This is a genomic window from Streptomyces sp. NPDC048506, from assembly GCF_040651315.1.
Lineage (GTDB): Bacteria > Actinomycetota > Actinomycetes > Streptomycetales > Streptomycetaceae > Streptomyces.
The window spans coordinates 212,055-233,749 of the sequence record NZ_JBEZIX010000006.1 but is presented as its reverse complement, the minus strand read 5'-3'; the positions used below and the strand labels follow the sequence as shown (position 1 = coordinate 233,749).

Annotated in this window: 21 protein-coding genes and 1 pseudogene; 12 read left to right on the top strand and 10 right to left on the bottom strand. The window is 70.7% G+C overall.

Going from position 1 to position 21,695, the window contains the following annotated elements:
- Window positions 1-100 precede the first annotated feature (100 nt).
- The 3 genes from AB0C96_RS06900 to AB0C96_RS06890 form a co-directional block, all read right to left on the bottom strand.
- Window positions 101-919: an isoprenyl transferase gene (locus tag AB0C96_RS06900; RefSeq protein ID WP_362914451.1), complete on the bottom strand. Its 819-nt coding sequence runs from the start codon at window positions 917-919 to the stop codon at window positions 101-103.
- A gap of 31 nt (window positions 920-950) precedes the next feature.
- Window positions 951-1,697 (bottom strand): DNA repair protein RecO, encoded by a 747-nt coding sequence (recO, locus tag AB0C96_RS06895; RefSeq protein ID WP_362914449.1) that lies wholly within the window; start codon window positions 1,695-1,697, stop codon window positions 951-953.
- A 134-nt stretch (window positions 1,698-1,831) separates the two neighbouring features.
- The gene (locus AB0C96_RS06890; RefSeq protein WP_362914447.1) at window positions 1,832-2,569 is read right to left on the bottom strand and encodes an alpha/beta hydrolase; all 738 of its coding nucleotides are present in this window, start codon (window positions 2,567-2,569) and stop codon (window positions 1,832-1,834) included.
- 147 nt (window positions 2,570-2,716) lie between these two features.
- On the opposite strand from AB0C96_RS06890, the pseudogene AB0C96_RS06885 reads away from it, so the two are divergent.
- The 8 genes and pseudogenes from AB0C96_RS06885 to AB0C96_RS06850 all read left to right on the top strand — a co-directional run bounded on the left by AB0C96_RS06885 (window position 2,717) and on the right by AB0C96_RS06850 (window position 9,395).
- Window positions 2,717-3,570 (top strand): annotated as a pseudogene (locus tag AB0C96_RS06885) (helix-turn-helix transcriptional regulator).
- A complete protein-coding gene (locus AB0C96_RS06880; protein WP_362914445.1) occupies window positions 3,552-3,764 on the top strand; it encodes a DUF397 domain-containing protein in 213 nt (70 codons plus the stop codon). Before AB0C96_RS06885 ends, AB0C96_RS06880 begins: the two are co-directional and overlap by 19 nt.
- A 243-nt stretch (window positions 3,765-4,007) precedes the next feature.
- Window positions 4,008-5,450, top strand: coding sequence for an ATP-binding protein (locus AB0C96_RS06875; RefSeq protein WP_362914443.1), 1,443 nt, complete (start codon window positions 4,008-4,010; stop codon window positions 5,448-5,450).
- Complete coding sequence (locus AB0C96_RS06870; RefSeq protein WP_362914441.1) at window positions 5,447-5,875, top strand: roadblock/LC7 domain-containing protein; 429 nt, start codon at window positions 5,447-5,449, stop codon at window positions 5,873-5,875. Before AB0C96_RS06875 ends, AB0C96_RS06870 begins: the two co-directional genes overlap by 4 nt.
- A complete protein-coding gene (locus AB0C96_RS06865; protein WP_362914439.1) occupies window positions 5,872-6,231 on the top strand; it encodes a DUF742 domain-containing protein in 360 nt (119 codons plus the stop codon). Before AB0C96_RS06870 ends, AB0C96_RS06865 begins: the two co-directional genes overlap by 4 nt.
- Window positions 6,206-6,832, top strand: a complete 627-nt coding sequence (locus AB0C96_RS06860) for an ATP/GTP-binding protein (RefSeq protein WP_362914437.1) — start codon at window positions 6,206-6,208, stop codon at window positions 6,830-6,832. The genes AB0C96_RS06865 and AB0C96_RS06860 overlap by 26 nt, the downstream gene beginning before the upstream one ends.
- The gene (locus AB0C96_RS06855; protein WP_362914435.1) at window positions 6,829-8,247 is read left to right on the top strand and encodes a cytochrome P450; all 1,419 of its coding nucleotides are present in this window, start codon (window positions 6,829-6,831) and stop codon (window positions 8,245-8,247) included. The genes AB0C96_RS06860 and AB0C96_RS06855 overlap by 4 nt, the downstream gene beginning before the upstream one ends.
- A complete protein-coding gene (locus tag AB0C96_RS06850) occupies window positions 8,172-9,395 on the top strand; it encodes a cytochrome P450 (protein WP_362914433.1) in 1,224 nt (407 codons plus the stop codon). The genes AB0C96_RS06855 and AB0C96_RS06850 overlap by 76 nt, the downstream gene beginning before the upstream one ends.
- Window positions 9,396-9,481: 86 nt before the next feature.
- Here the strand turns inward: AB0C96_RS06850 and AB0C96_RS06845 are convergent, their stop codons facing one another.
- The 3 genes from AB0C96_RS06845 to leuA all read right to left on the bottom strand — a co-directional run bounded on the left by AB0C96_RS06845 (window position 9,482) and on the right by leuA (window position 13,405).
- A complete protein-coding gene (locus tag AB0C96_RS06845; protein WP_362914431.1) occupies window positions 9,482-10,243 on the bottom strand; it encodes a TerB family tellurite resistance protein in 762 nt (253 codons plus the stop codon).
- Window positions 10,244-10,418: 175 nt separating this feature from the next.
- On the bottom strand, window positions 10,419-11,441 hold the full coding sequence (locus AB0C96_RS06840; protein WP_362914429.1) for an SGNH/GDSL hydrolase family protein: 1,023 nt from the start codon (window positions 11,439-11,441) through the stop codon (window positions 10,419-10,421).
- Window positions 11,442-11,626: 185 nt separating this feature from the next.
- Complete coding sequence (gene leuA / locus AB0C96_RS06835) at window positions 11,627-13,405, bottom strand: 2-isopropylmalate synthase (protein WP_362914427.1); 1,779 nt, start codon at window positions 13,403-13,405, stop codon at window positions 11,627-11,629.
- Window positions 13,406-13,707: 302 nt separating this feature from the next.
- Here leuA and AB0C96_RS06830 point away from each other — a divergent pair, with 302 nt between their 5' ends.
- The 4 genes from AB0C96_RS06830 to AB0C96_RS06815 all read left to right on the top strand — a co-directional run bounded on the left by AB0C96_RS06830 (window position 13,708) and on the right by AB0C96_RS06815 (window position 18,011).
- Entirely contained in the window at window positions 13,708-14,793 is a 1,086-nt protein-coding gene (locus tag AB0C96_RS06830) for a M4 family metallopeptidase (protein WP_362914425.1), read from the top strand.
- A 142-nt stretch (window positions 14,794-14,935) separates the two neighbouring features.
- Window positions 14,936-15,202, top strand: a complete 267-nt coding sequence (locus tag AB0C96_RS06825; RefSeq protein ID WP_362914423.1) for a protealysin inhibitor emfourin — start codon at window positions 14,936-14,938, stop codon at window positions 15,200-15,202.
- 251 nt (window positions 15,203-15,453) lie between these two features.
- Window positions 15,454-16,764, top strand: a complete 1,311-nt coding sequence (locus tag AB0C96_RS06820; protein WP_362914421.1) for a GH1 family beta-glucosidase — start codon at window positions 15,454-15,456, stop codon at window positions 16,762-16,764.
- Window positions 16,761-18,011 carry an MFS transporter gene (locus AB0C96_RS06815; RefSeq protein WP_362914419.1) on the top strand — a complete coding sequence of 417 codons (1,251 nt, stop codon included), beginning with the start codon at window positions 16,761-16,763 and terminating at the stop codon, window positions 18,009-18,011. The genes AB0C96_RS06820 and AB0C96_RS06815 overlap by 4 nt, the downstream gene beginning before the upstream one ends.
- Window positions 18,012-18,052: 41 nt before the next feature.
- On the opposite strand, the gene AB0C96_RS06810 is transcribed toward AB0C96_RS06815, so the two are convergent.
- From AB0C96_RS06810 to ybeY, 4 genes are all read right to left on the bottom strand, one after another.
- Window positions 18,053-19,042: a GTPase Era gene (locus AB0C96_RS06810; protein WP_362914417.1), complete on the bottom strand. Its 990-nt coding sequence runs from the start codon at window positions 19,040-19,042 to the stop codon at window positions 18,053-18,055.
- Between the two features lie 143 nt (window positions 19,043-19,185).
- Window positions 19,186-19,545, bottom strand: coding sequence for a cytidine deaminase (locus AB0C96_RS06805; protein WP_362914415.1), 360 nt, complete (start codon window positions 19,543-19,545; stop codon window positions 19,186-19,188).
- A 309-nt stretch (window positions 19,546-19,854) separates the two neighbouring features.
- Window positions 19,855-21,180 (bottom strand): hemolysin family protein, encoded by a 1,326-nt coding sequence (locus tag AB0C96_RS06800; protein ID WP_362914413.1) that lies wholly within the window; start codon window positions 21,178-21,180, stop codon window positions 19,855-19,857.
- Window positions 21,181-21,192: 12 nt separating this feature from the next.
- Window positions 21,193-21,690, bottom strand: coding sequence for an rRNA maturation RNase YbeY (gene ybeY, locus AB0C96_RS06795; protein ID WP_362914411.1), 498 nt, complete (start codon window positions 21,688-21,690; stop codon window positions 21,193-21,195).
- Window positions 21,691-21,695: the final 5 nt, after the last annotated feature.

Here is a 21,695-nt window from a genome sequence, read left to right as displayed (position 1 = left end):
CCGCCCCCGTCTGTGGGCCCCGCCGCCCTTCTATCGCGGGGGCGCCCCGCTCTGTCGTGCTCAGGCCGCGTCGTGCCCCTGCCGCCCTCAGATACCGCCCTCAGACGCCCGACTGGCCGTCCGGCTCCGGCGCGGCGCCGAACCGGCGGTCCCGCTTCGCGTACTCCAGGCAGGCGTCCCACAGGTTCCGGCGGTCGAAGTCCGGCCAGAGGATGTCCTGGAACACCATCTCGGCGTAGGCGCTCTGCCAGATCAGGTAGTTCGAGGTCCGCTGCTCACCGGAGGGCCGGACGAAGAGGTCCACGTCCGGCATGTCCGGGTAGTACATGTACTTCGCGATGGTCTTCTCGTTCACCTTCGACGGGTCCAGCTTGCCGGCCCGTACGTCCGCCGCAATGGCCGCCGCGGCGTCCGCGATCTCCGCGCGACCGCCGTAATTCACGCAGAAATACAGCGTCATCGCGTCATTGTTCTTGGTCTGCTCCTGGGCGATCTGGAGCTCCTGGACCACGGACTTCCACAGCTTCGGCATCCGCCCGACCCAGCGGATACGAATGCCGAGGGCATCCATTTCGTCACGGCGCCGCCGGATCACATCGCGGTTGAAGTTCATCAGGAAGCGGACCTCCTCGGGCGACCGCTTCCAGTTCTCCGTCGAGAAGGCGTAGAGCGAAAGGTTCTTCACGCCCATCTCGATGCAGCCCTTGAGGACGTCCAGGACGACACCCTCACCGACCTTGTGGCCCTCGGTGCGGGGCAGCCCGCGTTCCTTGGCCCACCGGCCGTTCCCGTCCATCACCACGGCCACATGGTTCGGGACGAGTTCCCCGGGGATCTTCGGCGGCCGCGCACCGGAAGGGTGCGGCTCGGGCGTGACGTACTCGCGTCGGTTGCGGCCCAGAATCCCGCGACGTGCCATGCGGCCCACTTCTCCTATGTGTGTCAGCTTGCTATTGCTCTACGTACCGGAGGGAACGCAGGCCCCGCTCCAGGTGCCAGTGCAGGTACGCCGTGACCAGCCCGCTGCCCTCCCGGGCGTGACGGGCCTCGCAGGCGTCCGCGGTCTCCCAGTCGCCGGTCAGCAGCGCGCTGAGGAGCCCGATGGCCTCTGAGGAGGGTACGACGCTTCCGGGCACCCGGCAGTCGCCGCATATCACCCCGCCCGACGCGACCGAGAAGAACCGGTTGGGGCCGGGCAGCCCGCACCGCGCACAGCTGTCGAAGCTGGGCGCATAGCCGTTGACGGCCAGCGAGCGCAGCAGGAAGGCGTCCAGTACGAGGTGGGGTGCGTGCTCGCCGCGGGCGAGCGTCCGCAGTCCGCCCACCAGCAGCAGGTACTGCTGCACCGCGGGCTCGCCCTCGTGGTCGGTGAACCGCTCGGCGGTCTCCAGCATGGCCGTGCCGGCCGTGTAGCGGGCGTAGTCGGTGACGATCCCGCTACCGTAAGCGGCGATCGTCTCGCTCTGCGTGCACAGCGGCAGCCCGCGCCCGACCAGTTCGCTCCCCCGCGCGTAGAACTGCACGTCGACGTGCGAGAACGGCTCCAGCCGCGCCCCGAACTTGGACTTCGTCCGGCGCACCCCCCGGGCCACCGCCCGCACCCGGCCGTGCCCCCGGGTGAGCAGCGTGATGATCCGGTCCGCCTCACCCAGCTTCTGGGTGCGCAGCACGATGCCGTCGTCGCGGAACAGACTCATGGCGCCATTGTTCCGTATGGCGGGGGCTCCCACGTTGCCGGCTGCGGCGCCATGGGGGTTTGTCGCCGTTGCTCCCCCACTGCCTGAAGGGCGGGTGGGTCGGACGTGCGGGTCTCCGGCAAGTGGATCCCTGGTCAGCGTGCGATCTCGTCCAGCAGCGCTGCCAGCTCCGTCGCCCGCGAGAACATCGGCCAGTGCCCGGTGGGAAGGTGACGCAGGTCCATCCGGGCCATCGGCCCGAAGATCGGATTGCCGCTGTCGGCCAGGGCATGCACCTGTTCCGGCGTGAAGGTTGAAGCGATCACCGAGCAGGGCGAGTCCGACGGCGCCGTGGGGCGGGCCAGGGGTCGGGTGGCGGTCGCAAAGGGCTGCGGCGTAGCCAACGTGCGTATCCGTGCGAGATGTTCGCCGGTCAGACCGGCCAGGCTGGCCGGCTCCGCTTCCGGATCGAACGGCGGCACCGGGAGCCGCCAGCCCTCCCCCTCCTCCGCGACCTGCATGCGCCACTCCGCCTGCGTCTGCGGCTTGTTGAAGTCGATCACCGCCATGCCGTCGGGCAACGGTCCCGCGTCCACGTAGACGACCCGCGCGATCCGTTCCGGGATCCGGTCAGCCGCACCGGTGACCGGAACGCTCCCCCCGCTGTGCCCGACCAGCACCACATCCCGTAGGTCGTGCTCCTCGATGACGCGGACGATGTCATCGATATGCGTGTACACGTCCACATCCGGCGTGGCTTCGGATGCCCGGTCGGCAAGCCCGGTCAGAGTGAGCGGGTGGACATGGTGTCCCGCCGCCCGCAGCCGTGGCGTCACGTCTTGCCAGGCCCATGCGCCGAGCCAGAACCCGGGAACCAGAACGATTGCTGCCATGGCCGCCTCTTTTCTCCTGCTTGTCCCGCCGTGTTCGGCCCGAGGTTAGGCGCGATGGCGGACATCTACCGTCCTAGTTCCACGACAGTCGAGGACTGCCCGGCAGGTCATGCGACCCATCGGACAGCACCTAAGGCCGCTCCCCCCGTGAGCGCTCCGGCAGGACGACCCCGGCCCGCGCGAGGGCCTCCCGCATGGGAACACTGGGGCGCGGAGCTCAAGTACCGCCGGGAGCTCGCCGGCCTGACGCAGGGCGAACTGGGGCGGCGGGTGTTCGTCTCCGGCGGCTACATCGGCCAGTTCGAGCAGGCGATCCGCAAGCCACAGCTGGATGTGGCGATCCGGATCGACGAGGTGCTACAAACCGACGGCTTTTCGAGCGGGCCTGGCGCAAGCTGATCGACGACAAGCGGTATGCGGATTACTTCGCGGCTGCGGCGGAACTGGAGCGGCTGGCAACGAAGATCTGCGAATTCGAGCCAATGATCGTGCCTGGGCTGTTGCAGACGGCGGCATACACGCGAGCGCTCAAGTACGCAGGCGATCCGTTCGCCAGAAAGGAGCTGATCGAAGCAGGAGTCCAGTCCCGACTGGATCGAGCCGTCATCCTCAAGGACGCTACTCGGCCCATGTATTGGGCAGTGCTGCACGAGGCCGTACTGCGGGTGCCAGTAGGCGGGCCGACCGTCATGGCCGAGCAGCTGGAGCACACCGTGCGACTCACGCGTGAACGGAAGATCCTGCTACAAGTCCTTCCATTCGCTGTGGGAGCGTATCCAGTCATGGGCAAGTCGCTGCGACTCATGGAGTTTGAGGACGCCCCGCCGACCGCCTATACAGAAGGCGTGTATTCGGGGAATTTGCTGGACGATCCGGCCGTAGTGAAGCGCGCACAGGAAGCCTACGATCTGTTCAGGGCCGCCGCGCTGTCGTCGGAAGCGTCCCTAGCCCTGATCGAATCGGCGGCGGAGGACTACAGGCGATGCGCGAGTTCGACCTGAGCACTGCCCAGTGGCGCAAGAGCAGCTACAGCGACGACAACAACGGCAACTGCATCGAGGTCGCCGACGGCGTCATCGGACTCGTCCCCGTCCGTGACAGCAAGAATCCGCACGGTCCGGCGGTCACGTTCCGGGCGCCCGCCTGGTCCGCTTTCATCAATGCCGTCAAGAACGCGCGGTTCGAGACCGCCTGACCGGCCTTCACCACGTGCTCACAGGAAGAGCGCACAGGCCCCGCCATCTGCCCTGGATGACGGGGCCGCATCACGTTAATGTCCCGTTATCGTGGGCGGATGGTGACCTTCCGTACTTCTCAGTCACCCCTTGGGATCTGGCCCTCACGGCACGTCAACTCCCCGGTAGCATCCGGTGACGATCGGCACACGGAGCCGTGATGGCCGGCCGCCCCCCGTCAGTACCCCCAATTGAGGATCTCGATGACATCCATACCGGAGGCGCTGTTGTGGTGCCTCAGCGCAGGTACGGCCGCCGCCGTGGTCCTGGCGGCGCTCTCGATCCGGGCGAGTGGACAGCGCAAAGCCCTGAGAGCGCGTCTCACCGCCGCTGAGGAACAGAACAGCGCCACGCTCCACAGCAATACGGAGCTCTCGGCCCGGCTGCGCGCCACCGAGGCCGAGATCCGGCATCTGGCCGGGACCCGGCTGCCCGACCTGACGACGGCACTGGCCCATCCGCACGTTCCCGTGCGGGGGCTGCTGGACAGCCGGTTCGCCGGGTCGGAGACCGACCAGGCACTCAACGCCGTACTGGAGCAGGTCGGCGAGGCCATCACCAAGGAGCGGGCCCGGGTCGACGCGGCGGCGCAGTCCACGCTGCGCGGCGCGACCACCACCATCCAGGCGCTGCTCTACCGCCTCCAGACGGCGTTGCAGGACATGCAGCACCGCTACGACGACCCGAACGTCGCCCAGGACCTGCTGAACGCCGACTTCCTCAACGAGCAGGCGCTGCGGCGCATCCAGGCCACCGGTGTGGTGTGCGGGGCATGGCCGGGGCTGACCCGGGAGGACTCCTACCTCGCCGAGCTGGTGGTCGGCGCCGCCTCGCGGCTGCGCGGCTACGAGCGCGTACAGGTCAGCAACCAGCTGCGCGACCCGGTCGCGGTGGTGGCGCGGGCGGTCGAGCCGATCGCGATCACCGTCACCGAGCTGCTCGCCAACGCGCTGCACCACTCGCACCGTGAACTGCCCGTCACCGTGACGCTCCAGCAGGGCAACCGCGGCGCCTCGATCATCGTCGACGACTACGGCGTCGGTATGCACGACGACGAGGTCAAGGCCGCGATGGAGCTCCTGGCGAGCGACACCGACCTGCTGCTGACCCAGCTCGGTGACCCGCCGCGGTCCGGCTTCGCGGCGGCCGGCCAGTTGGTGCGCCAGTACGGCTTCGGTGTGCACGTCGAGTCGTCGCCGTACGGCGGTGTGCGGGCCGTGGTCTACATCCCGGGTGACCCCCTCCTCACCCTCCTCGACGAGAGCACCCAACCCATGTCCGTGATGGCTCCGCTGCCGAATCGTTCCGGCGCTTCCGGGCCCGCCGTGCTCCCGACCGGAGCCGCTGCTCCCACCCCCCACGCCCCCGCACACCACGCCCCCGCACCGGCCGCTCCGGCGCAGGGCGGCGTGACCGCGCAGCCCGACGCCGCGGCGGCCCCCGCCGAGGGCGAACTGCCGCGCAGGCGCCGCCGGGCACCGATGGCCGAGCAGGAGCAGAGCCTGCCGCGCACCGAGCCCGTCCGCGAACGTTCCCCGGAGGAGGCCGCCTCTCGTTGGGCCGCACTCCAGCAGGGCACCGAGTCCGGCCGTGCCGCAGCCCAGTCAGAGCCCCCTCGCAGCCCCGAAGGGAACGCCCAGCCATGAACAGCCCCACTCGCCGCCGCGTCACCGAGGACAAGTCCTGGGTGCTGGCCCCCCTCTTGGAGCTGCCGCATGTTATCCACGCAGCCGTGATATCCGGCGACGGTTTCATCGAGGGATCGTCCCCCGGCCTGAACCGTGACGCCGCCGAGGGTGTCGCCGCCATGATGTCCGCGCTCCAGGGCGCCGGACGCGCGGTGACCGCGGCGTTCGCCGAGCGGGACGACGCCAGGCTGCGGCAGACCGTCATCGAATCCGAACAGGGCTGGGTCTTCGCCATCCCCGCGGGCGAGAACACCTGCCTGGCCGTCTTCGCCGGACCGGAGGTCAACATGGGAGTCGTCGCACACCAGATGCAGATCCAGGTGACGACGCTGGGCAGCAAGGTCATGAGCAGCCCGGCGCGGGACCTCGGCAGCCCGGCATGACCCCGCGCCAGAGCACCAGGCGCCTCGTACCGGCCTATCTGGCGACCGGCGGACGCGCTCAACCCAGCCGCAACACGTTGGACCGGCTCACGCTGCTGCACAGCGCGGGTATGCCGATCACCAGTGAGGTTCGACCGGAAGAGCACCGGATCCTGGAGCTGCTCCAGCCCGGAGCCTTGTCTCTGGCCGAGGTCGCAGCCCATCTCCACCTGCCCGTCAGCGTGGTGAAGGTGCTGGTGGCCGACCTTGTCGACGCCGGCCGCCTGCACGCCCGTGTCCCCATCCCCGAAGCCGAGCAATTCGACCGGCAGATCCTGGAGAGGGTTCTCGATGGACTCCGCTCTCTCAAGTCCTGACAACGGCCTGGGCACCGACGGCATGTACCTCTCCGGAGCCGACCAGACGCTGGTCAAGCTCCTGGTCGCGGGGCCGTTCGGGGTCGGGAAGACCACGCTCATCCGCGCGCTGTCGGAGACCCCGCCGCTGCACACCGAGGAGGTGATGACGCAGTCCGGTGCGTTCGTGGACGATCTCGCAGGTGTGCGGGACAAGACCACGACCACCGTCGCCATCGACTTCGGGCGGCTCACGCTGCCCGGGGACCTGGTGCTGTACCTGTTCGGCACGCCCGGACAGAAACGATTCCGTCCGCTGTGGCAGGACATCGCACGCGGCGCGCTGGGCGCGCTGGTACTCGCCGACACCCGCCGCCTCGCGGACTCCTTCGAGGTGATGGACATCATCGAGGAGGCCGGGCTGCGCTACGCGGTCGCGGTCAACACCTTCCCCGACGCGCCGCACTACGACGCGGAGAAGCTCCGCGAAGCCCTCGACCTACACCCCGAGACGCCGCTGGTGATGTGCGACGCGCGCGACCGCGACCAGTCCGTCGATGCACTGATCGCGCTCGTCGGGCACGTGCTCGCCCATACGCCCCAGGAGAACCAGACCTCGTGACTTCCCCGTACGAGCCGGGCGCCACCCCGCCACCCGGCTGCCCCGCCCATGCCCAGGGCGGTACGGCCGCCGGTCCGGCCCAGGCTCCCGCGCAGGACGCCCCGGCGCCCGGCAGCCACCCGTTGGACCGGGTCGACCGCCACTCGTTGGTCAAGCTGTACGAACCGGAGTTCGCCGCCGACCCGCACCGCTACTACGCCTACCTGCGGCAGTACGGCGCGCTGGCGCCGGTGGAGATCGCCGCCGGCGTGACCGCGATGCTGGTAACCGACTACCGGGCGGCGCTGGAGCTGCTGAACGACGAGGCCACCTGGTCCAAGGACTCCCGGGCCTGGATGCAGACGGTACCGGCGGACACGGCGGTCATGCCGATGCTGGGCTGGCGGCCCAACTGCCTGTTCAACGACGGCGAGGTGCACCGGCGCTACCGCCAGGTGATCACCGACAGCTTCCGGCTGGTCGACCCGCACGAGCTGCGGACCCGGGTGCGGCGCGCCGCGGACACCCTCATCCAGAGGTTCGGCGCGTCCGGCGAGGTCGACCTCGTCCCCGCCTACGCCCAGCAGCTGCCCCTGCTGATGTTCAACAACCTCTTCGGCATGCCCGACGAGTACGGTGACCAACTGGTCGCGGCCATCAGCGGGCTGATGGACTGTGCCACGCCGGAGGAGGCGGCGAGCGCCGACGCGGCGTTCTCGGCGTACATCATGGAGCTGGTCGGCCGGAAGAAGGCGGAGCGCGGGGCGGACCTGACGTCCTGGTTCCTGGACCACCCCAACGGCCTGTCCGACGAGGAGGTCGTGGCGCAGATCGTGGTGACGATGGCCGCGGGCAACGAGCCGCTGGCCAACCTCACCGCCAACGCGCTGTCCCGGATGCTCTCCGACGACCGCTACTACAGCACCCTGTCCGGCGGTGCGCTGACCGTCCAGGACGCCATCAACGAAGTGCTGTGGAACGACCCGCCGATGGGCCAGTACTCCGCGCACTACGCCCGCCGCGATGTGTTCTTCCACGGCACCTGGGTACGCAAGGGGCAGCTGGTGCTGGTCTCCTACGCGGCGGCCAACACCCAGTTCGGTGAGGTCACGCTGGACAGCGGCTCGGGCAGCGGCGCCCATCTGACCTGGGCGTCCGGCCCGCACGCCTGCCCGGTGCCGCGGCATGCGCTGGTGATCGCCACCACCGCGATCGAACGTCTCACCGCCTGGCTCTCCGACATCGAACTCGCCATCCCCACCGATCAGTTGAAGTGGCGGCCCGGCGCGTTCCAACGGGCTCTCACCGCGCTTCCGGCCCGCTTCACCCCCATCACCCCCGATCAGGCAGGAGCCACCCCATGGGACAACAGCTCATCGCCCTCGACCCGTCCGGATCCGACGTCCACGGCGAGGCAGAACGCCTCCGTGCGCTAGGGCCTGCCACCCGCGTCCAGATCCCCGAGGGCCCCGAGGCCTGGTCGATCACCAGCCACTCCCTCATCAAGAAGCTGCTGACCGACCCGCGGGTCTCCAAGGACCCGCGGAAGCACTGGCCCGCCTGGCAGCGCGGTGAGTACCACAACAGCTGGCTGGCGACCTGGGTCGGCGTCACCAACATGTTCACCGCGTACGGCGAGGACCACCGGCGGCTGCGCAAGCTCATCGCGCCGGCCTTCACCGCCCGCCGCACCGAGGCCATGCAGCCGTCCGTCGAGCGCATCACCACGGCCCTGCTCGACGAGCTCGCGGCGGCCCCGGCCGGCGCGGTCACCGACCTGCGCTCCGGTCTGGCGCACCCGCTGCCGATGCAGGTCATCTGCGAGCTGTTCGGCATCCCGAGCGACGACACCCGCACCGAGCTGGCCCGGCTCGCCGAGAGCATCATGACCAGCGTCGACCCGGTCGAGGCCGGGGCGACGTTCGTGGCCGTGCAGGAGCTGCTGCGCGGTCTGGTCGCGCTCAAGCGCCGGCAGCCCGGGGACGACCTGACCAGCCTGCTGGTCTCCTCGCGGGACGAAGAGGGTCACAAGATGAGCGAGCAGGAGCTGATCGACACGCTGCTGCTCGTCCTGGTCGCCGGGCACGAGACCACCGTCAACCTCATCGGCAACGCGGTGCACAACCTGCTCACGCACCCGGAACAGAAGAAGCAGGTGCTCTCCGGCCAGGCCTCGTGGAACGACGTCATCGAGGAGACCCTCCGCTGGTCCCCCAGCGTCGCCAACCTTCCGCTCCGCTTCGCCGTCGAGGACATCGAGGTCCCGGACGGGCCCACCATCCGCAAGGGTGACGCGATCCTGCCGTCGTTCGCGGCGTCCGGCCGCGACCCCGAACAGCACGGCCCCACCGCCGACGAGTTCAACATCCGGCGTCCCGACGTGGAGCACCTCAGCTTCGGCCACGGTGTCCACCACTGCCTGGGCGCCCCGCTGGCCCGGATGGAGACGCGGATCGCCCTTCCGGCCCTCTTCAAGCGGTTCCCCGATCTCCAACTGGCGGTCCCTGCCGATGAGTTGGAGCCCTCACTCGGTTTCATCACGGGCGGGCTGCGCAGCCTCCCGATCCGGCTGACGAACGCCTGATCCGAACGGACACGCCCGACCGGGACCCCGACGCCGCCGCGGCGCCGGGGTCCCGCCGCGTTGTCCGGGCTCGTGGCCGGCCGCGCTCAGGACGGCGTACGGGCCGCCGCCAGCAGGCGGGCGGTGTCGGCCGGGCGAAGCATCAGGGCGCTGCCGACCGTGGTGAGCACCTCGCGTTCGGCGGGGGTGTAGGAGCCGTCGGCGAGGGCGATGCGGGCGCCCTGGAGGAGCAGGGACTCCCGGCCCGCGGGGGCGAGGTGCGGGGCGAGCGGATCCAGGCATTCGTGGAGCTCTATGGCCAGCGCGGTGCCGCAGGGGTCGAGGCCGGGGTGGCCGCCGGTGACGAGGTCGTAGTCGCCGGCGACCGCGTCGTAGGCGCCGGGGATGGCGGGCCCCCCGGGGCCGGAGCCCGTCGAGGGTCCCGGGGAGAGGCCGGTGTCGGCGGCGAGGGCGGCGAGGAGGGTGAGCAGCTGGTCCTCGGAGCAGTCCGCGAAGCCGGCCGCGCGGACCGTGTGGACGGCGGTGTCGCGGACGGCCCGGGAGGAGGTGCCGCCCGCGGCCAGCAGCGCGAGGGTGATGGTGTGGACGGCGTCCCGGAGCATCGCCGAGAAGCGGACGGTGGTGGGGTGGTCGAGGGTGTCCAGGCCGAAGTGGCCGTGGCAGGCGGAGCACTGCACGACGGGGCCGGTGACACCGCGGGAGAGGAGCGGGACGCCGAGGACGGTGAGTCGTCGCTGGCCGCTGCGGCGGAGGTAGTTGCGGTCGCCGCCGCAGTCCGGGCAGAAGAACTCGCCGTCGGCGACGGTACGCCAGGACGTGCGCACGCCCATCACACACATCTTGTGCATTGCGTCAGCCCTCCGTAACGCTGCGGCTCCATCGCCGTTTGGGACGTGATGTTAGCCACATCATTGATGCGGCGTCAGCATCTCGTATCGGACAACTGGCCGGAAGGCGAAGGGCTCCGCCCTTCCGGGGGGAGAAGGGCGGATTCCCTTGACGGTGCGCGGAGGGCCGTGCTGCTCAGCGTCCCGAGGTCAGCGCCCGGATCACCTGGTGCGCCTGATTGTCCAGACCTCGGGCGTTGGGGTGGACGAAGGTGCAGGACTGACCGCTGCCGGGGATCTTTAGGCACTCCTGCGACGGCGGCTGGTCGGTCTGGTCGCCGTCACCGGTCAGGTCGTCGCGGATTCCGTACATCCACTTCGCCTCGCCGCTCTCGCACACCCCGTGCCGCACGCTGGGGCCGTAGGTGTCGACGTAGGTCGCGCGGTGCCTGACCGCCTGCTCTTCGAGCAGGCGGTTCAGCCTCTGTTCCAGCTCGTCGAGCCAGGGGATGTCGCCCTTCTTGACGCTGCCGAGCTGGTCCCAGTGCAGATAACCGCAGCCGGAGCCGTCCGCGGCGATGGCCGGATAGCCGACGACGGCGACCCTGGCGTGCCGCGCACGGTCGTGGATCTCGCCCATCATGCGGCCGAAGTCGCGGCCGAGGGCGGCGAAGCGGCCGTCGAGCCACGCCTTCCCTTCGCCCTGGCCGAAGTAGCGGCGGCAGGGCGCGGACCACGGGGTCGTGGCCCCCAGCGTGAGGCACTTGGTCATGATCGGGCCGAAGCCGAGGGAGTTGCCGCCGATGCTGACGGTCACCACGCGCGTGTGGTCGGACAGCGCGTCGACCTGCGCGGGGAGGCTTCGCCAGCCGCCCGGGGGCGGGGTGGTGGGCGGCCCGTAGACCTTCGACGCCGGCTGGGGCGCAAGGACGCCGTCGACGACCTCGGCGGCGCCGCAGGTGCGGTCCTTCAGCGCGTACCCGAGCCGCGCGGCGACCTGGTGGGGGTAGTTGCGCCCGGAGCGGCCGCAGCCGTCCTTCTCTTCCCAGAGTCGGACGAACACCCCGGCGCTGTAGGAGTCGCCGAGCGCGACGTACTCCGGGCGGTCCGCGGCAGCGGCCGGCGACGACGGCGGGGCGAGGGAGGCGCCCACCGCGGCGAGGGAGGCGAGCCCGGCCAGGGCCAGCCGGGCCAGGGCGGGCATACGACATCTGCTCATCTGCACGTCCTTGTGTCCGCGCCGCGGCCTGTCCGACGGACGCTGTCACTAGACGTACCAAGTGAATTACTCAGCGTAACGAGCAGGGATCTTCAAACCCCCCGTTCAGGTGGCGGAGGTGCACGACCGGCGCCCCCGCGGCTCGGTGCGAGCCGCGGGGGCGTGGTGAACGGACGGCTAACGGGTCAGCGGCCGGCGCGGTTGACCGCGGAGACGACCGCCTTGAGGGAGGCGCGGGTGGTGTTGGCGTCGATGCCGATGCCCCACAGCACCCTGCCGTCGATCGCGCACTCGATATACGAGGCGGCCTGCGCGGAGGCGCCCTCGCTCATGGTGTGCTCCTGGTAGTCCAGCAGCCGTACGTCGATGCCGATGCCCTGGAGGGCGTCGAAGAACGCGGAGATCGGACCGTTGCCGGAGCCCGTCAGGACGGTGTCCCGGCCGTCGACGACCGCCTCGACGGTGAGCGCGTCGACGCCGTCGCGGTCCGTCGTGGTCTGGCCGGTCTTGAGCTGGATGCGGCCCCACGGGTTCTCGGGGTTGGGCAGGTACTCGTCCTGGAACACCGACCAGATGGCGGCCGGGGTGACCTCGCCGCCCTCGGCGTCGGTCTTCTCCTGGATGATCCGGGAGAACTCGATCTGCATCCGGCGCGGCAGGTCCAGCTTGTGGTCGTTCTTCAGGACGTAGGCGATACCGCCCTTGCCGGACTGCGAGTTGACGCGGATGACCGCCTCGTAGGAGCGGCCGACGTCCTTGGGGTCGATGGGCAGGTACGGCACCGCCCACTCGATCTCGTCGACGGTCCTGCCCTGGGCGGCCGCGTCGGCCTCCATGGCGTCGAAGCCCTTCTTGATGGCGTCCTGGTGGGAGCCGGAGAAGGCGGTGTAGACCAGGTCGCCCGCGTAGGGGTGGCGCGGGTGGATCTCCATCTGGTTGCAGTACTCGCTGGTGCGACGGATCTCGTCGATCTGCGAGAAGTCGATCTGCGGGTCGACGCCCTGGGAGAACAGGTTCATGCCCAGCGTCACCAGGTCGACGTTGCCGGTGCGCTCGCCCTGTCCGAACAGGCAGCCCTCGATGCGGTCCGCGCCGGCCATGACGGCCAGCTCGGCGGCGGCGACGGCGGTGCCGCGGTCGTTGTGCGGGTGCACGGACAGGCAGATGTGCTCGCGGCGGGACAGGTTGCGCGACATCCACTCGAAGCGGTCGGCGTGCGTGGACGGCGTCGAACGCTCCACCGTGGCGGGCAGGTTGAGGATGATCTCGCGGCCCTCCTCGGGCTGCCAGACGTCCATCACGCCCTCGCAGACCTCCAGCGCGAAGTCCAGCTCGGTGTCGGTGAAGATCTCGGGGCTGTACTGGTAGCCGAAGACCGTGTCGTCGCCCAGGATCTTGTCGGCGTACTCCATGACCAGCCGGGTGCCGTCCACCGCGATCTGCTTGACCTGCTCCTTCGAGCCGCGGAAGACCACGCGGCGGAAGACCGGGGCGGTGGCGTTGTACAGGTGGACGGTGGCGCGGTGGGCGCCGCGCAGCGATTCGACGGTGCGCTCGATGAGCTCCTCGCGGGCCTGCGTCAGCACGGAGATCGTGACGTCCTCCGGGATCGCGCCCTCTTCGATGATGGAGCGGACGAAGGCGAAGTCGGTCTCCCCGGACGACGGGAAGCCGACCTCGATCTCCTTGTAGCCCATGCGCACCAGCAGGTCGAACATCTCGCGCTTGCGGGCCGGCGACATCGGGTCGATCAGCGCCTGGTTGCCGTCGCGCAGGTCGGTGGACAGCCAGCGGGGCGCGACCGTGATCCGGTTGTCCGGCCAGGTGCGATCGGGGATGTCGACGGCCTCGTAGCGGCCGTACTTGTGGATCGGCATGCCGGAGGGCCGCTGCGTCTGCGTCGCGTTGGTGATCGGGGTGCGGCGACCGACGGCGTTGCCTGCGGGGCTCGACGGGTTCGTCATGATGCGTGGGGCTCCTCGTATGTCCGCGGGGGGCACGGCCGACGGGGCGAAAGATCGCAACACCGAACTCCGCGGGGAGGGGGTCGGCCTACGACTACAGGCCCTCGCCGCGGCAGCTAAGGAGGAGCAGCCCGAAACGCATGATGCACAGCACCCTAGCCGAGGTCCGCCCTGAGCGGCGGGTGCGTATCAGTATGCGGGACCGGGGCCGGCGTTACGGCCCAAATGCGACGGACCACACATATTCGGGAATCTCCACCGCGGGCGGTGACAGCCGCACTACACGGTGCCACCGTTTGTCCATGGACCTCAACGACGCGACCGCGAAGGCCACCGTCCCCACGACCCCCGTCTTCTGCACGATCATCCCGCCGCACATCCTCGACAACCTCGCCCAGTCGGATGACCCGGCGCGGCACGAGCCCGCCCGCCGCACCCTGGAGCACGACCACGCCCGGCGCACCCGGCGCCGCGAGATCGCCGCGGAGGACCGGACGCCCGGCGAGCCCGACGCGGCCGCCGACAAGCCGAACCGCACCGTCTACGACGCCGGCCACCAGGAGAACCTGCCCGGCACGAAGGTGCACGCCGAGTCCGACGGCCCGTCCAAGGACGCGTCCGTCAACCGCGCGCACGCCGGTCTCGGCGCCACCTTCGAGCTCTACCTCAAGGTCTACGGCCGCAAGTCCATCGACGGCGCCGGCCTGCCACTGAACGCCACCGTCCACTACGGCCGGAACTACGACAACGCGTTCTGGGACGGCGAGCGGATGGTGTTCGGCGACGGCGACAACGACCTCTTCCGGGACTTCACCATCCCCGTCGACGTCATCGGCCACGAGCTCACCCACGGCGTCACCCAGTACACCGCCAACCTCGACTACCAGGACCAGGCGGGCGCCCTCAACGAGTCGATCTCCGATGTCTTCGGCTCCCTGATCAAGCAGTACGCCCTCGGCCAGACCGCCGACCAGGCCGACTGGCTGATCGGCGCCGACCTGCTCGGCCCGAACGTCACCGGCACCGCCCTGCGCTCCATGAAGGCCCCCGGAACGGCGTACGACGACGACGTCCTCGGCAAGGACCCGCAGCCCGCCGCGATGAAGGGCTACGTCCGCACCACCGACGACAACGGCGGCGTGCACATCAACTCCGGCATCCCCAACCACGCCTTCTACCTGGTCGCCAGCGCCCTCGGCGGCAAGGCCTGGGAGCGCGCGGGCCAGGTCTGGTACGACGTGCTGACCGGCGGCGAGCTCCACAAGAACGCCCGGTTCGCCGACTTCGCCTCGCTCACCATCGCCGCCGCCCAGGCCCGCTTCGGCTCCGGCGACGCGCACCAGGCCGTGGTGAAGGCCTGGAACCAGGTCGGCATCGGCGGAGAGTAGGGCCCGCGGTCCGCTGCGGGGTGGGGGCGGTCGGCAGGCGCGCCCACCCCGCCCGCGATTACCGTGGTCACACGGGGTAGGAGACCGTCGCAGGACAACGGAGGACGTCACCGGACATCCGACGACGTCGGAGGAGCCCGTCATGCGCATTCACATCCACCGCACCGGCGGCTTCGCTGCCATCGACCGCCGCGCCGAGATCGACACCGCGGACCGCCCGGACGCCGCCGACTGGCACACCCTCGCCGAGCGGGCCATCGCCACCGGCCACACCGAACCCCCCGTGGGAGTCCCCGACGGCTTCAGCTACCAGATCACCGTCGACGGCCACACCGTGTACTGCTCGGACCCGCGCCTCACAGCCGAGCAACGGACGTTGATCACCAGGGTGATGAAGGAAGGGGCGTAGGGGGCGTTGGGGGTGTAGGGGGCACAGGAGGCGCAGGGGGCGTTGGGGCGTTGGGCGGATGTCGTCTGCCCCTGTACCCGAGCACTCTGCGCCCGAGCCCGGAATACCCTCCCGCGCCGCCCCGTTGTGGCCCCGTAGGGGGCGCTCGCACCCCCTACGGGATCTGTTCGGCCGCCCCCTACGGGCCCCGGACCGAGCGCCGTGCGCCGCACCCCTTGACAGGGTTACCGCCGGTTACAAAGATCCGGCTCATGGCGACGACCCCCCTCCCCCCGTTCCCGCCCGGCTTCCTGTGGGGCGTGTCCACCTCGGCCCACCAGATCGAGGGGGCCGTGGACGAGCGGGACCCGTCGGTATGGGACGCCTTCACCGCCGAGCCCGGGCGGATCAAGGACGGCTCGACGGCGAACGTGGCCTGCGACCACTACCACCGCTACCGCGAGGACGTGGCGCTCCTGCGCGACCTGGGCGTGGGCGCCTACCGCTTCTCGGTCGCCTGGCCCCGGGTGACCCACGAGGGCGGCCTCGACTTCTACGACCGGCTGGTGGACGAGCTGTGCGCGGCGGGCGTCCGCCCCGTACCGACCCTCTTCCACTGGGACCTGCCGCTGGGCCTCGACTGGCTGGAGCGGGACACCGCGGCCCGGTTCGCCGACCACGCGGCGGCGGTCGTCGACCGTCTCGGCGACCGGGTGGACACCTGGATCACCCTCAACGAGCCCGCGGAGCACACCCTGTTGGGCCACGCCCTGGGCGCGCACGCACCCGGCAAACAGCTCCTGTTCGACGCACTGCCGGTGGCCCACCACCAGCTCCTGGCACACGGCCTGGCGGTCCGGGCCCTGCGCGCGGCCGGGGCCGGGAACATCGGGATCGCCAACTCGCACGGCCCCACCTGGCCGGCCTCGGACCGACCCGAGGACATCGCGGCCGCCGACTTCTACGACGTCCTCCTCAACCGCCTCTTCGCCGACCCGCTGCTGCTGGGCCGGTACCCCGAGGGCATCGCCGAGATGCTGCCGGGCGACGTCGACGGCGACCTGAAGGTGATCGCCGAACCCGTCGACTGGTACGGCATCAACTACTACCAGCCGACGAAGGTGGGCGCGCCCGAGGGCACCGAGATCGAGTTCTCGGGACTGACGCTGCCAGCCGAACTCCCCTTCTCGGTAAGGGAGATCGAGGGCTACCCGGTGACGGACTTCGGCTGGCCGGTGGTCCCCGCGGCGCTGACGGAGCTGCTCACCGGGTTCCGGGACCGCTACGGCGACCGGCTCCCGCCCGTCGTCATCACGGAGAACGGCTGTAGCTACGAGGGGCTGGACGACCGGGAGCGGATCGCCTTCCTGGACGGGCACCTGCGGGCGCTGCACGCGGCCGTGGACGCCGGGGTGGACGTCCGGGGCTACTTCGTCTGGTCGTTGCTGGACAACTTCGAGTGGGCCGAGGGGTACGCCCGACGGTTCGGGCTGGTGCACGTGGACTACGCGACGCTGGCGCGCACGCCGAAGGCCTCGTACCGCTGGTTCCGGGACGTCCTGCGGGAGCAGGCGGGCGGGTGAGCCGCTCGGCGGCCGCGGCGGCGCTCGCCGAGCCGTCCGCGCCGGTCGGGCGGGCCTGGACCGCCTCGCTGTCGCTGGCGAACGGCGCCGTCTGGGTGGGGTGGTACGGGCCGATCCAGATCCTGCTGGCGCTTCAGGCCGCGGAGCTGGCGCCGGCGGGGGTGTCCAAGGAGTCGGTGCTGGCGTGGGTGACGGGGCTGGGAGCCACCGTCTCGATGCTCGCCAATCCGCTGTTCGGGGCCCTGTCGGACCGTACGACGTCGCGGTTCGGGCGGCGAACTCCGTGGATCGTCACGGGAGTCGCGGGCGGGGCCGGGGCGCTGGTGCTGCTGGCGGGGGCCCGGACGGTGCCGGTGATGGCGGCGGGGTGGTGTCTGGTGCAGCTCACCCTCAATGCGGCGTTCGCGGCCCTGACCGCGGCGCTGCCCGACCGGGTGCCGCACCGGCAGCGGGGCGCGGTGGGGGGCTGGCTGGGGGCGGCGCAGATCCTGGGCGTGGTGGCGGGGACCGGGCTGGCGACCGTCGCGGGCGGGGTGGCCGCCGGGTACGCCGCCTGCGCGGCGTTCACGGTGCTGGGCACGCTCCCCTACGTGCTGCTGCACCGGGACCTGGTGCTGCCGGCCGAGCGGCGACCGGAGCTGTCCTGGCGGGCCGTGCTGGGCGGGTTCTGGATCAGCCCGCGGCGCCATCCCGACCTGGGCTGGGCCTGGCTGACCCGGTTCCTGATCAACCTCGGCAACGCGATCGCGCTGCTGTACCTCCTGTACTACCTGCGGGACGTGCTGCGGCGGCCGGATCCGGACGGCGGGGTGCTGGTGCTGACGGCGGTGAACGGCGTGACCCTGTTGGGCACGGTCGTGGTGGGCGGCATCTGGTCGGACCGCGCCGGTCGGCGGAAGCCGTTCGTGCTGGTGGCCGGGGTGATCATGACGGTGGCGACCGGGCTGCTGGCCGTGTGGCAGACATGGGTGGGCGCGCTCTGCGCGGCGGCGCTGCTCGGCGTCGGCTTCGGGGTCTTCACCTCCGTCGACCTCGCGCTGATGACGGACGTGCTGCCGGCCGCCGCGCACCGCGGCAAGGACCTGGGCGTCATCAACATCGCCAACTCGCTGCCGCAGGTGGCCGCCCCGGCGCTGGCCGCGCCGATCGTGCACCACCTGGGTGGCTATCGGGTGCTGTACGGGGTCGCGGCCGCGATCGGGCTGGTGGGGGCGTTGTTGGTGCGCAGGATCCGGGGCGTGGCGTAGGGCCGGGGACGCCGGCCCGGCCGCCGTCAGGGGTGATCGGGTCAGAAGCCCAGCTTGCGGAGCTGCTTGGGGTCGCGCTGCCAGTCCTTGGCGACCTTGACGTGCAGGTCGAGGAAGACCGGCGTCCCCAGCAGCGCCTCGATGTGCTTGCGGGACTTGGTGCCGACCTCCTTCAGGCGCTTGCCCTTGGGGCCGATGATGATGCCCTTCTGGCTGGGGCGCTCGATGTAGACGTTGGCGTGGATGTCGAGGAGCGGCTTGTCCGCGGGACGGTCCGCACGCGGCAGCATCTCCTCGACGACCACCGCGATCGAGTGCGGCAGCTCGTCGCGGACGCCCTCCAGCGCGGCCTCGCGGATCAGCTCGGCGACCATGACCTGCTCGGGCTCGTCGGTGAGGTCGCCCTCCGGGTAGAGAGCCGGGCCCTCCGGGAGGAGCGGGACCAGGAGGTCGGCCAGCAGCGAGACCTGGCCGGCCCCTCGCCCGCCACCGCCCTTGGTCGAGGCGCTTCGCCCCGCCCCTTCCGCGTCCACGGCGGAGACCGGGATGATCTCCGCCCATTCGATGCCCAGCTCCTTGCCGAGCTGGTCGATGGCGATCAGCTGGGCGGCCAGCGTCTTGGAGTCGACCAGGTCGGTCTTGGTGACGATGGCGACCTTGGGGGTCTTCTTGATGTCGGCCAGCTCACCGGCGATGTAGCGGTCACCGGGGCCGATCTTCTGGTCGGCGGGCAGACAGAAGCCGATCACGTCCACCTCGGACCAGGTGGTCCGCACGACGTCGTTCAGCCGCTCGCCGAGCAGGGTGCGCGGCTTGTGCAGACCGGGGGTGTCGACGAGGACCAACTGGGCCTCGGGGCGGTGCACGATGCCGCGCACCGTGTGCCGGGTGGTCTGCGGGCGGTTGGAGGTGATGGCCACCTTCGTGCCGACGAGAGCGTTCGTGAGGGTGGACTTGCCCGCGTTGGGGCGGCCGACGAAGCAGGCGAAGCCGGCGCGGTGCGGGGCGGAGGAGTCAGTACGAACGCTCATGGCGCCCATTCTCCCCGATCCCGGACGCCGCTCCGACCACCCGGCGCACCGGCCCCCGGTCGGTCACGACCGCGACCCGCCGGGGCGGGCGCCACCGGGAGCCTGCCCCGCGCCCCGCCCCACGCTCCGCTCCGCGCTCCGTCCTATGCGTCGCCCGCCGGGACGGTGACGCGGACGGTGCCGTCGGGGCCGGCGACCAGGACGGGCGTCCGGGGGCCGCCGAGGTCGCGCACGGCGGCGCGGTCCGCGTCGGCGGCCTGCTCGGCCTCGGTGACCACGGCGGCGGCCTCCAGGGACGTCGCGCCGCTGGCGACGGCCATCGCCACGGCCGTCTGCAACGCGCTGAGCTGCAACGACTCCAGGGCGACGGTGCCGGCGACATAGGTGCGGCCGGTCTCGTCGCGCACGGCCGCGCCCTCGGGTACGCCGTTACGGGCCCGCGCCGAACGCGCGAGCGTGACGATCTTGCGGTCTTCGGGGTCCAGCGGTGCGGCTTCGGTCATACGGGCGAGCATATGCGCCGGGATCGCGGCGGCCGTACGGGGATCACCCGGCGACCCGGGTTGCCCCGGTCCCCCGCCGCCGGGGCAACCGTGCGCTGCGGGATCTCTCCGACGCCGTCCCACACGCAGGTCGGTCGCATTACGGCGACCGCCCGAAGATCCTTCCACGGCCCGCGCGGAAGAATCCAGCCCCACCGGAAATGGCTTGCAGAACATTTCCGGTGCACTGGAGATAAGTAGCCGGGCGAACGACACAACTGCTTTTCTGCTGCCGCGCGCAGCGCAGAATATTCCCGAATGTGTCGCGGATTATGCGGAGAGTTCCTCGGATTCCTTCAGGTCCTCCGAACGGACCGGCTCGCACAGCACCGTCACGATTTTGTTGCGCCGGCCGGCCGGGGACTCGGCGGTCAGCCGCAGCGCCTTCAGACCGGAGTCGGCCGCGTAGTCCGCGACGTCGACCTCGGCGGTGGCACCGGCGATCGGGACCCGGCCGAGCAGCTTGGCCAGCAGTCCGCCGACCGTCTCGACGTCCTCGTCGTCCAGCTCGGCCAGGCCGTAGAGCTCACCGAGATCGCCGATGTCGAGCCGGGCGGTGACGCGATAACGGCCGTCGCCGAGCTCTTCCACGGGCGGCAGTTCACGGTCGTACTCGTCGGTGATCTCGCCGACGATCTCCTCGAGGATGTCCTCGATGGTGATGATTCCGGCCGTGCCGCCGTATTCGTCGATGACCACCGCGACATGATTGCGGTCCTGCTGCATTTCGCGCAGCAGATCACCGGCGTTCTTGGTGTCGGGAACGAAGACGGCCGGCCGCATGGCCGTGGAGACCAGCTCGTTCTCGGCGTCGCGGCTGATGTGGACCTTGCGGGCGAGGTCCTTGAGGTAGACCACGCCGACGATGTCGTCCTCGTTCTCGCCGGTCACCGGGATCCGGGAGAAGCCGGAGCGCAGGGCGAGGGTCAGCGCCTGGCGGATGGTCTTGAAGCGCTCGACCGAGATCAGGTCCGTGCGCGGCACCATCACCTCGCGGACGAGGGTGTCGCCGAGCTGGAAGACGGAGTGCACCATCCGGCGCTCCTCGTCCTCGATCAGCGACTCCTTCTCCGCCAGGTCGACCAGCGAGCGCAGCTCGGCCTCGGAGGCGAACGGGCCCTTGCGGAAGCCCTTGCCGGGGGTGAGGGCGTTGCCGATGAGGATCAGCAGCTGCGGGATGGGGCCCATGATGCGGGCCAGCGGCAGCAGCACGTACGCCGCCGCGGTGGCGGTGTTGAGCGGGTGCTGGCGGCCGATCGTCCGCGGCGAGACGCCGACGGCGACATAGGAGACCAGCACCATCACGGCGATGGCGACGGTCAGCGCCTGCCAGGTCTCGTCGAAGGACCGCAGGCAGGCGTAGGTGACCAGGACGCCGGCGGCCATCTCGCAGCCCACCCGCACCAGCAGCGCGACGTTGAGGTAGCGGGTGGGGTCGGCGGCGACCTGGGCGAGCTTGGCGCTGCCGCGGCGGCCGGAGCGGACCGCCTCCTCGGCCCGGAAGCTGGTCGTCCGGGCCAGCCCGGCCTCCGCGCAGGCGGCGAGCCAGGCGATCACGACGAGCAGGACCGCGACCGCGATCAGCTGGGTGGTCATCGCGGGCGCCCGTCAGGTGACGGTGGGGGCCGGGGAGGGGCCGGTCAGGCCCCGCTCGGCGCGCCAACCATCGATGATCGCCGCCTGAAGCCCGAACATCTCGGCCTTCTCGTCGGGCTCCTCGTGGTCGTAGCCGAGGAGGTGGAGCACGCCGTGGACGGTCAGCAGCTGGAGCTCCTCGTCCATGCTGTGCCCGGTCGGTGCCTCCGCGCCCTGCTTCTCGGCGACCTCCGGGCACAGCACGATGTCACCGAGGAGCCCCTGCGGGGGCTCCTCGTCGTCCTTGGTCGGCGGACGCAGCTCGTCCATCGGGAAGGACATCACATCGGTCGGTCCCGGCAGGTCCATCCACTGGAGGTGGAGCTGCTCCATGGCCTCGGCGTCGACGACGATGACGGACAGCTCGGAGAGCGGGTGGATTCGCATCCTGGCGACGGCGTAGCGGGCGACGTCCAGGATCGCCTGCTCGTCTACCTGCGTGCCGGACTCGTTGTTGACGTCGATGGACATGAGGG

Coding starts and splice junctions, on each gene's coding strand:
- AB0C96_RS06865 (WP_362914439.1), top strand. CDS start 5,872: ATGACCCCGCGCCAGAGCACCAGGCGCCTCGTACCGGCCTATCTGGCG.
- AB0C96_RS06820 (WP_362914421.1), top strand. CDS start 15,454: ATGGCGACGACCCCCCTCCCCCCGTTCCCGCCCGGCTTCCTGTGGGGC.
- AB0C96_RS06870 (WP_362914441.1), top strand. CDS start 5,447: ATGAACAGCCCCACTCGCCGCCGCGTCACCGAGGACAAGTCCTGGGTG.
- ybeY (WP_362914411.1), bottom strand. CDS start 21,690: ATGTCCATCGACGTCAACAACGAGTCCGGCACGCAGGTAGACGAGCAG.
- AB0C96_RS06890 (WP_362914447.1), bottom strand. CDS start 2,569: ATGGCAGCAATCGTTCTGGTTCCCGGGTTCTGGCTCGGCGCATGGGCC.
- AB0C96_RS06825 (WP_362914423.1), top strand. CDS start 14,936: ATGCGCATTCACATCCACCGCACCGGCGGCTTCGCTGCCATCGACCGC.
- AB0C96_RS06900 (WP_362914451.1), bottom strand. CDS start 919: ATGGCACGTCGCGGGATTCTGGGCCGCAACCGACGCGAGTACGTCACG.
- AB0C96_RS06860 (WP_362914437.1), top strand. CDS start 6,206: ATGGACTCCGCTCTCTCAAGTCCTGACAACGGCCTGGGCACCGACGGC.
- leuA (WP_362914427.1), bottom strand. CDS start 13,405: ATGACGAACCCGTCGAGCCCCGCAGGCAACGCCGTCGGTCGCCGCACC.
- AB0C96_RS06880 (WP_362914445.1), top strand. CDS start 3,552: ATGCGCGAGTTCGACCTGAGCACTGCCCAGTGGCGCAAGAGCAGCTAC.
- AB0C96_RS06810 (WP_362914417.1), bottom strand. CDS start 19,042: ATGAGCGTTCGTACTGACTCCTCCGCCCCGCACCGCGCCGGCTTCGCC.
- AB0C96_RS06850 (WP_362914433.1), top strand. CDS start 8,172: ATGGGACAACAGCTCATCGCCCTCGACCCGTCCGGATCCGACGTCCAC.
- AB0C96_RS06840 (WP_362914429.1), bottom strand. CDS start 11,441: ATGAGCAGATGTCGTATGCCCGCCCTGGCCCGGCTGGCCCTGGCCGGG.
- AB0C96_RS06830 (WP_362914425.1), top strand. CDS start 13,708: ATGGACCTCAACGACGCGACCGCGAAGGCCACCGTCCCCACGACCCCC.
- AB0C96_RS06845 (WP_362914431.1), bottom strand. CDS start 10,243: ATGCACAAGATGTGTGTGATGGGCGTGCGCACGTCCTGGCGTACCGTC.
- recO (WP_362914449.1), bottom strand. CDS start 1,697: ATGAGTCTGTTCCGCGACGACGGCATCGTGCTGCGCACCCAGAAGCTG.
- AB0C96_RS06805 (WP_362914415.1), bottom strand. CDS start 19,545: ATGACCGAAGCCGCACCGCTGGACCCCGAAGACCGCAAGATCGTCACG.
- AB0C96_RS06875 (WP_362914443.1), top strand. CDS start 4,008: ATGACATCCATACCGGAGGCGCTGTTGTGGTGCCTCAGCGCAGGTACG.
- AB0C96_RS06800 (WP_362914413.1), bottom strand. CDS start 21,180: ATGACCACCCAGCTGATCGCGGTCGCGGTCCTGCTCGTCGTGATCGCC.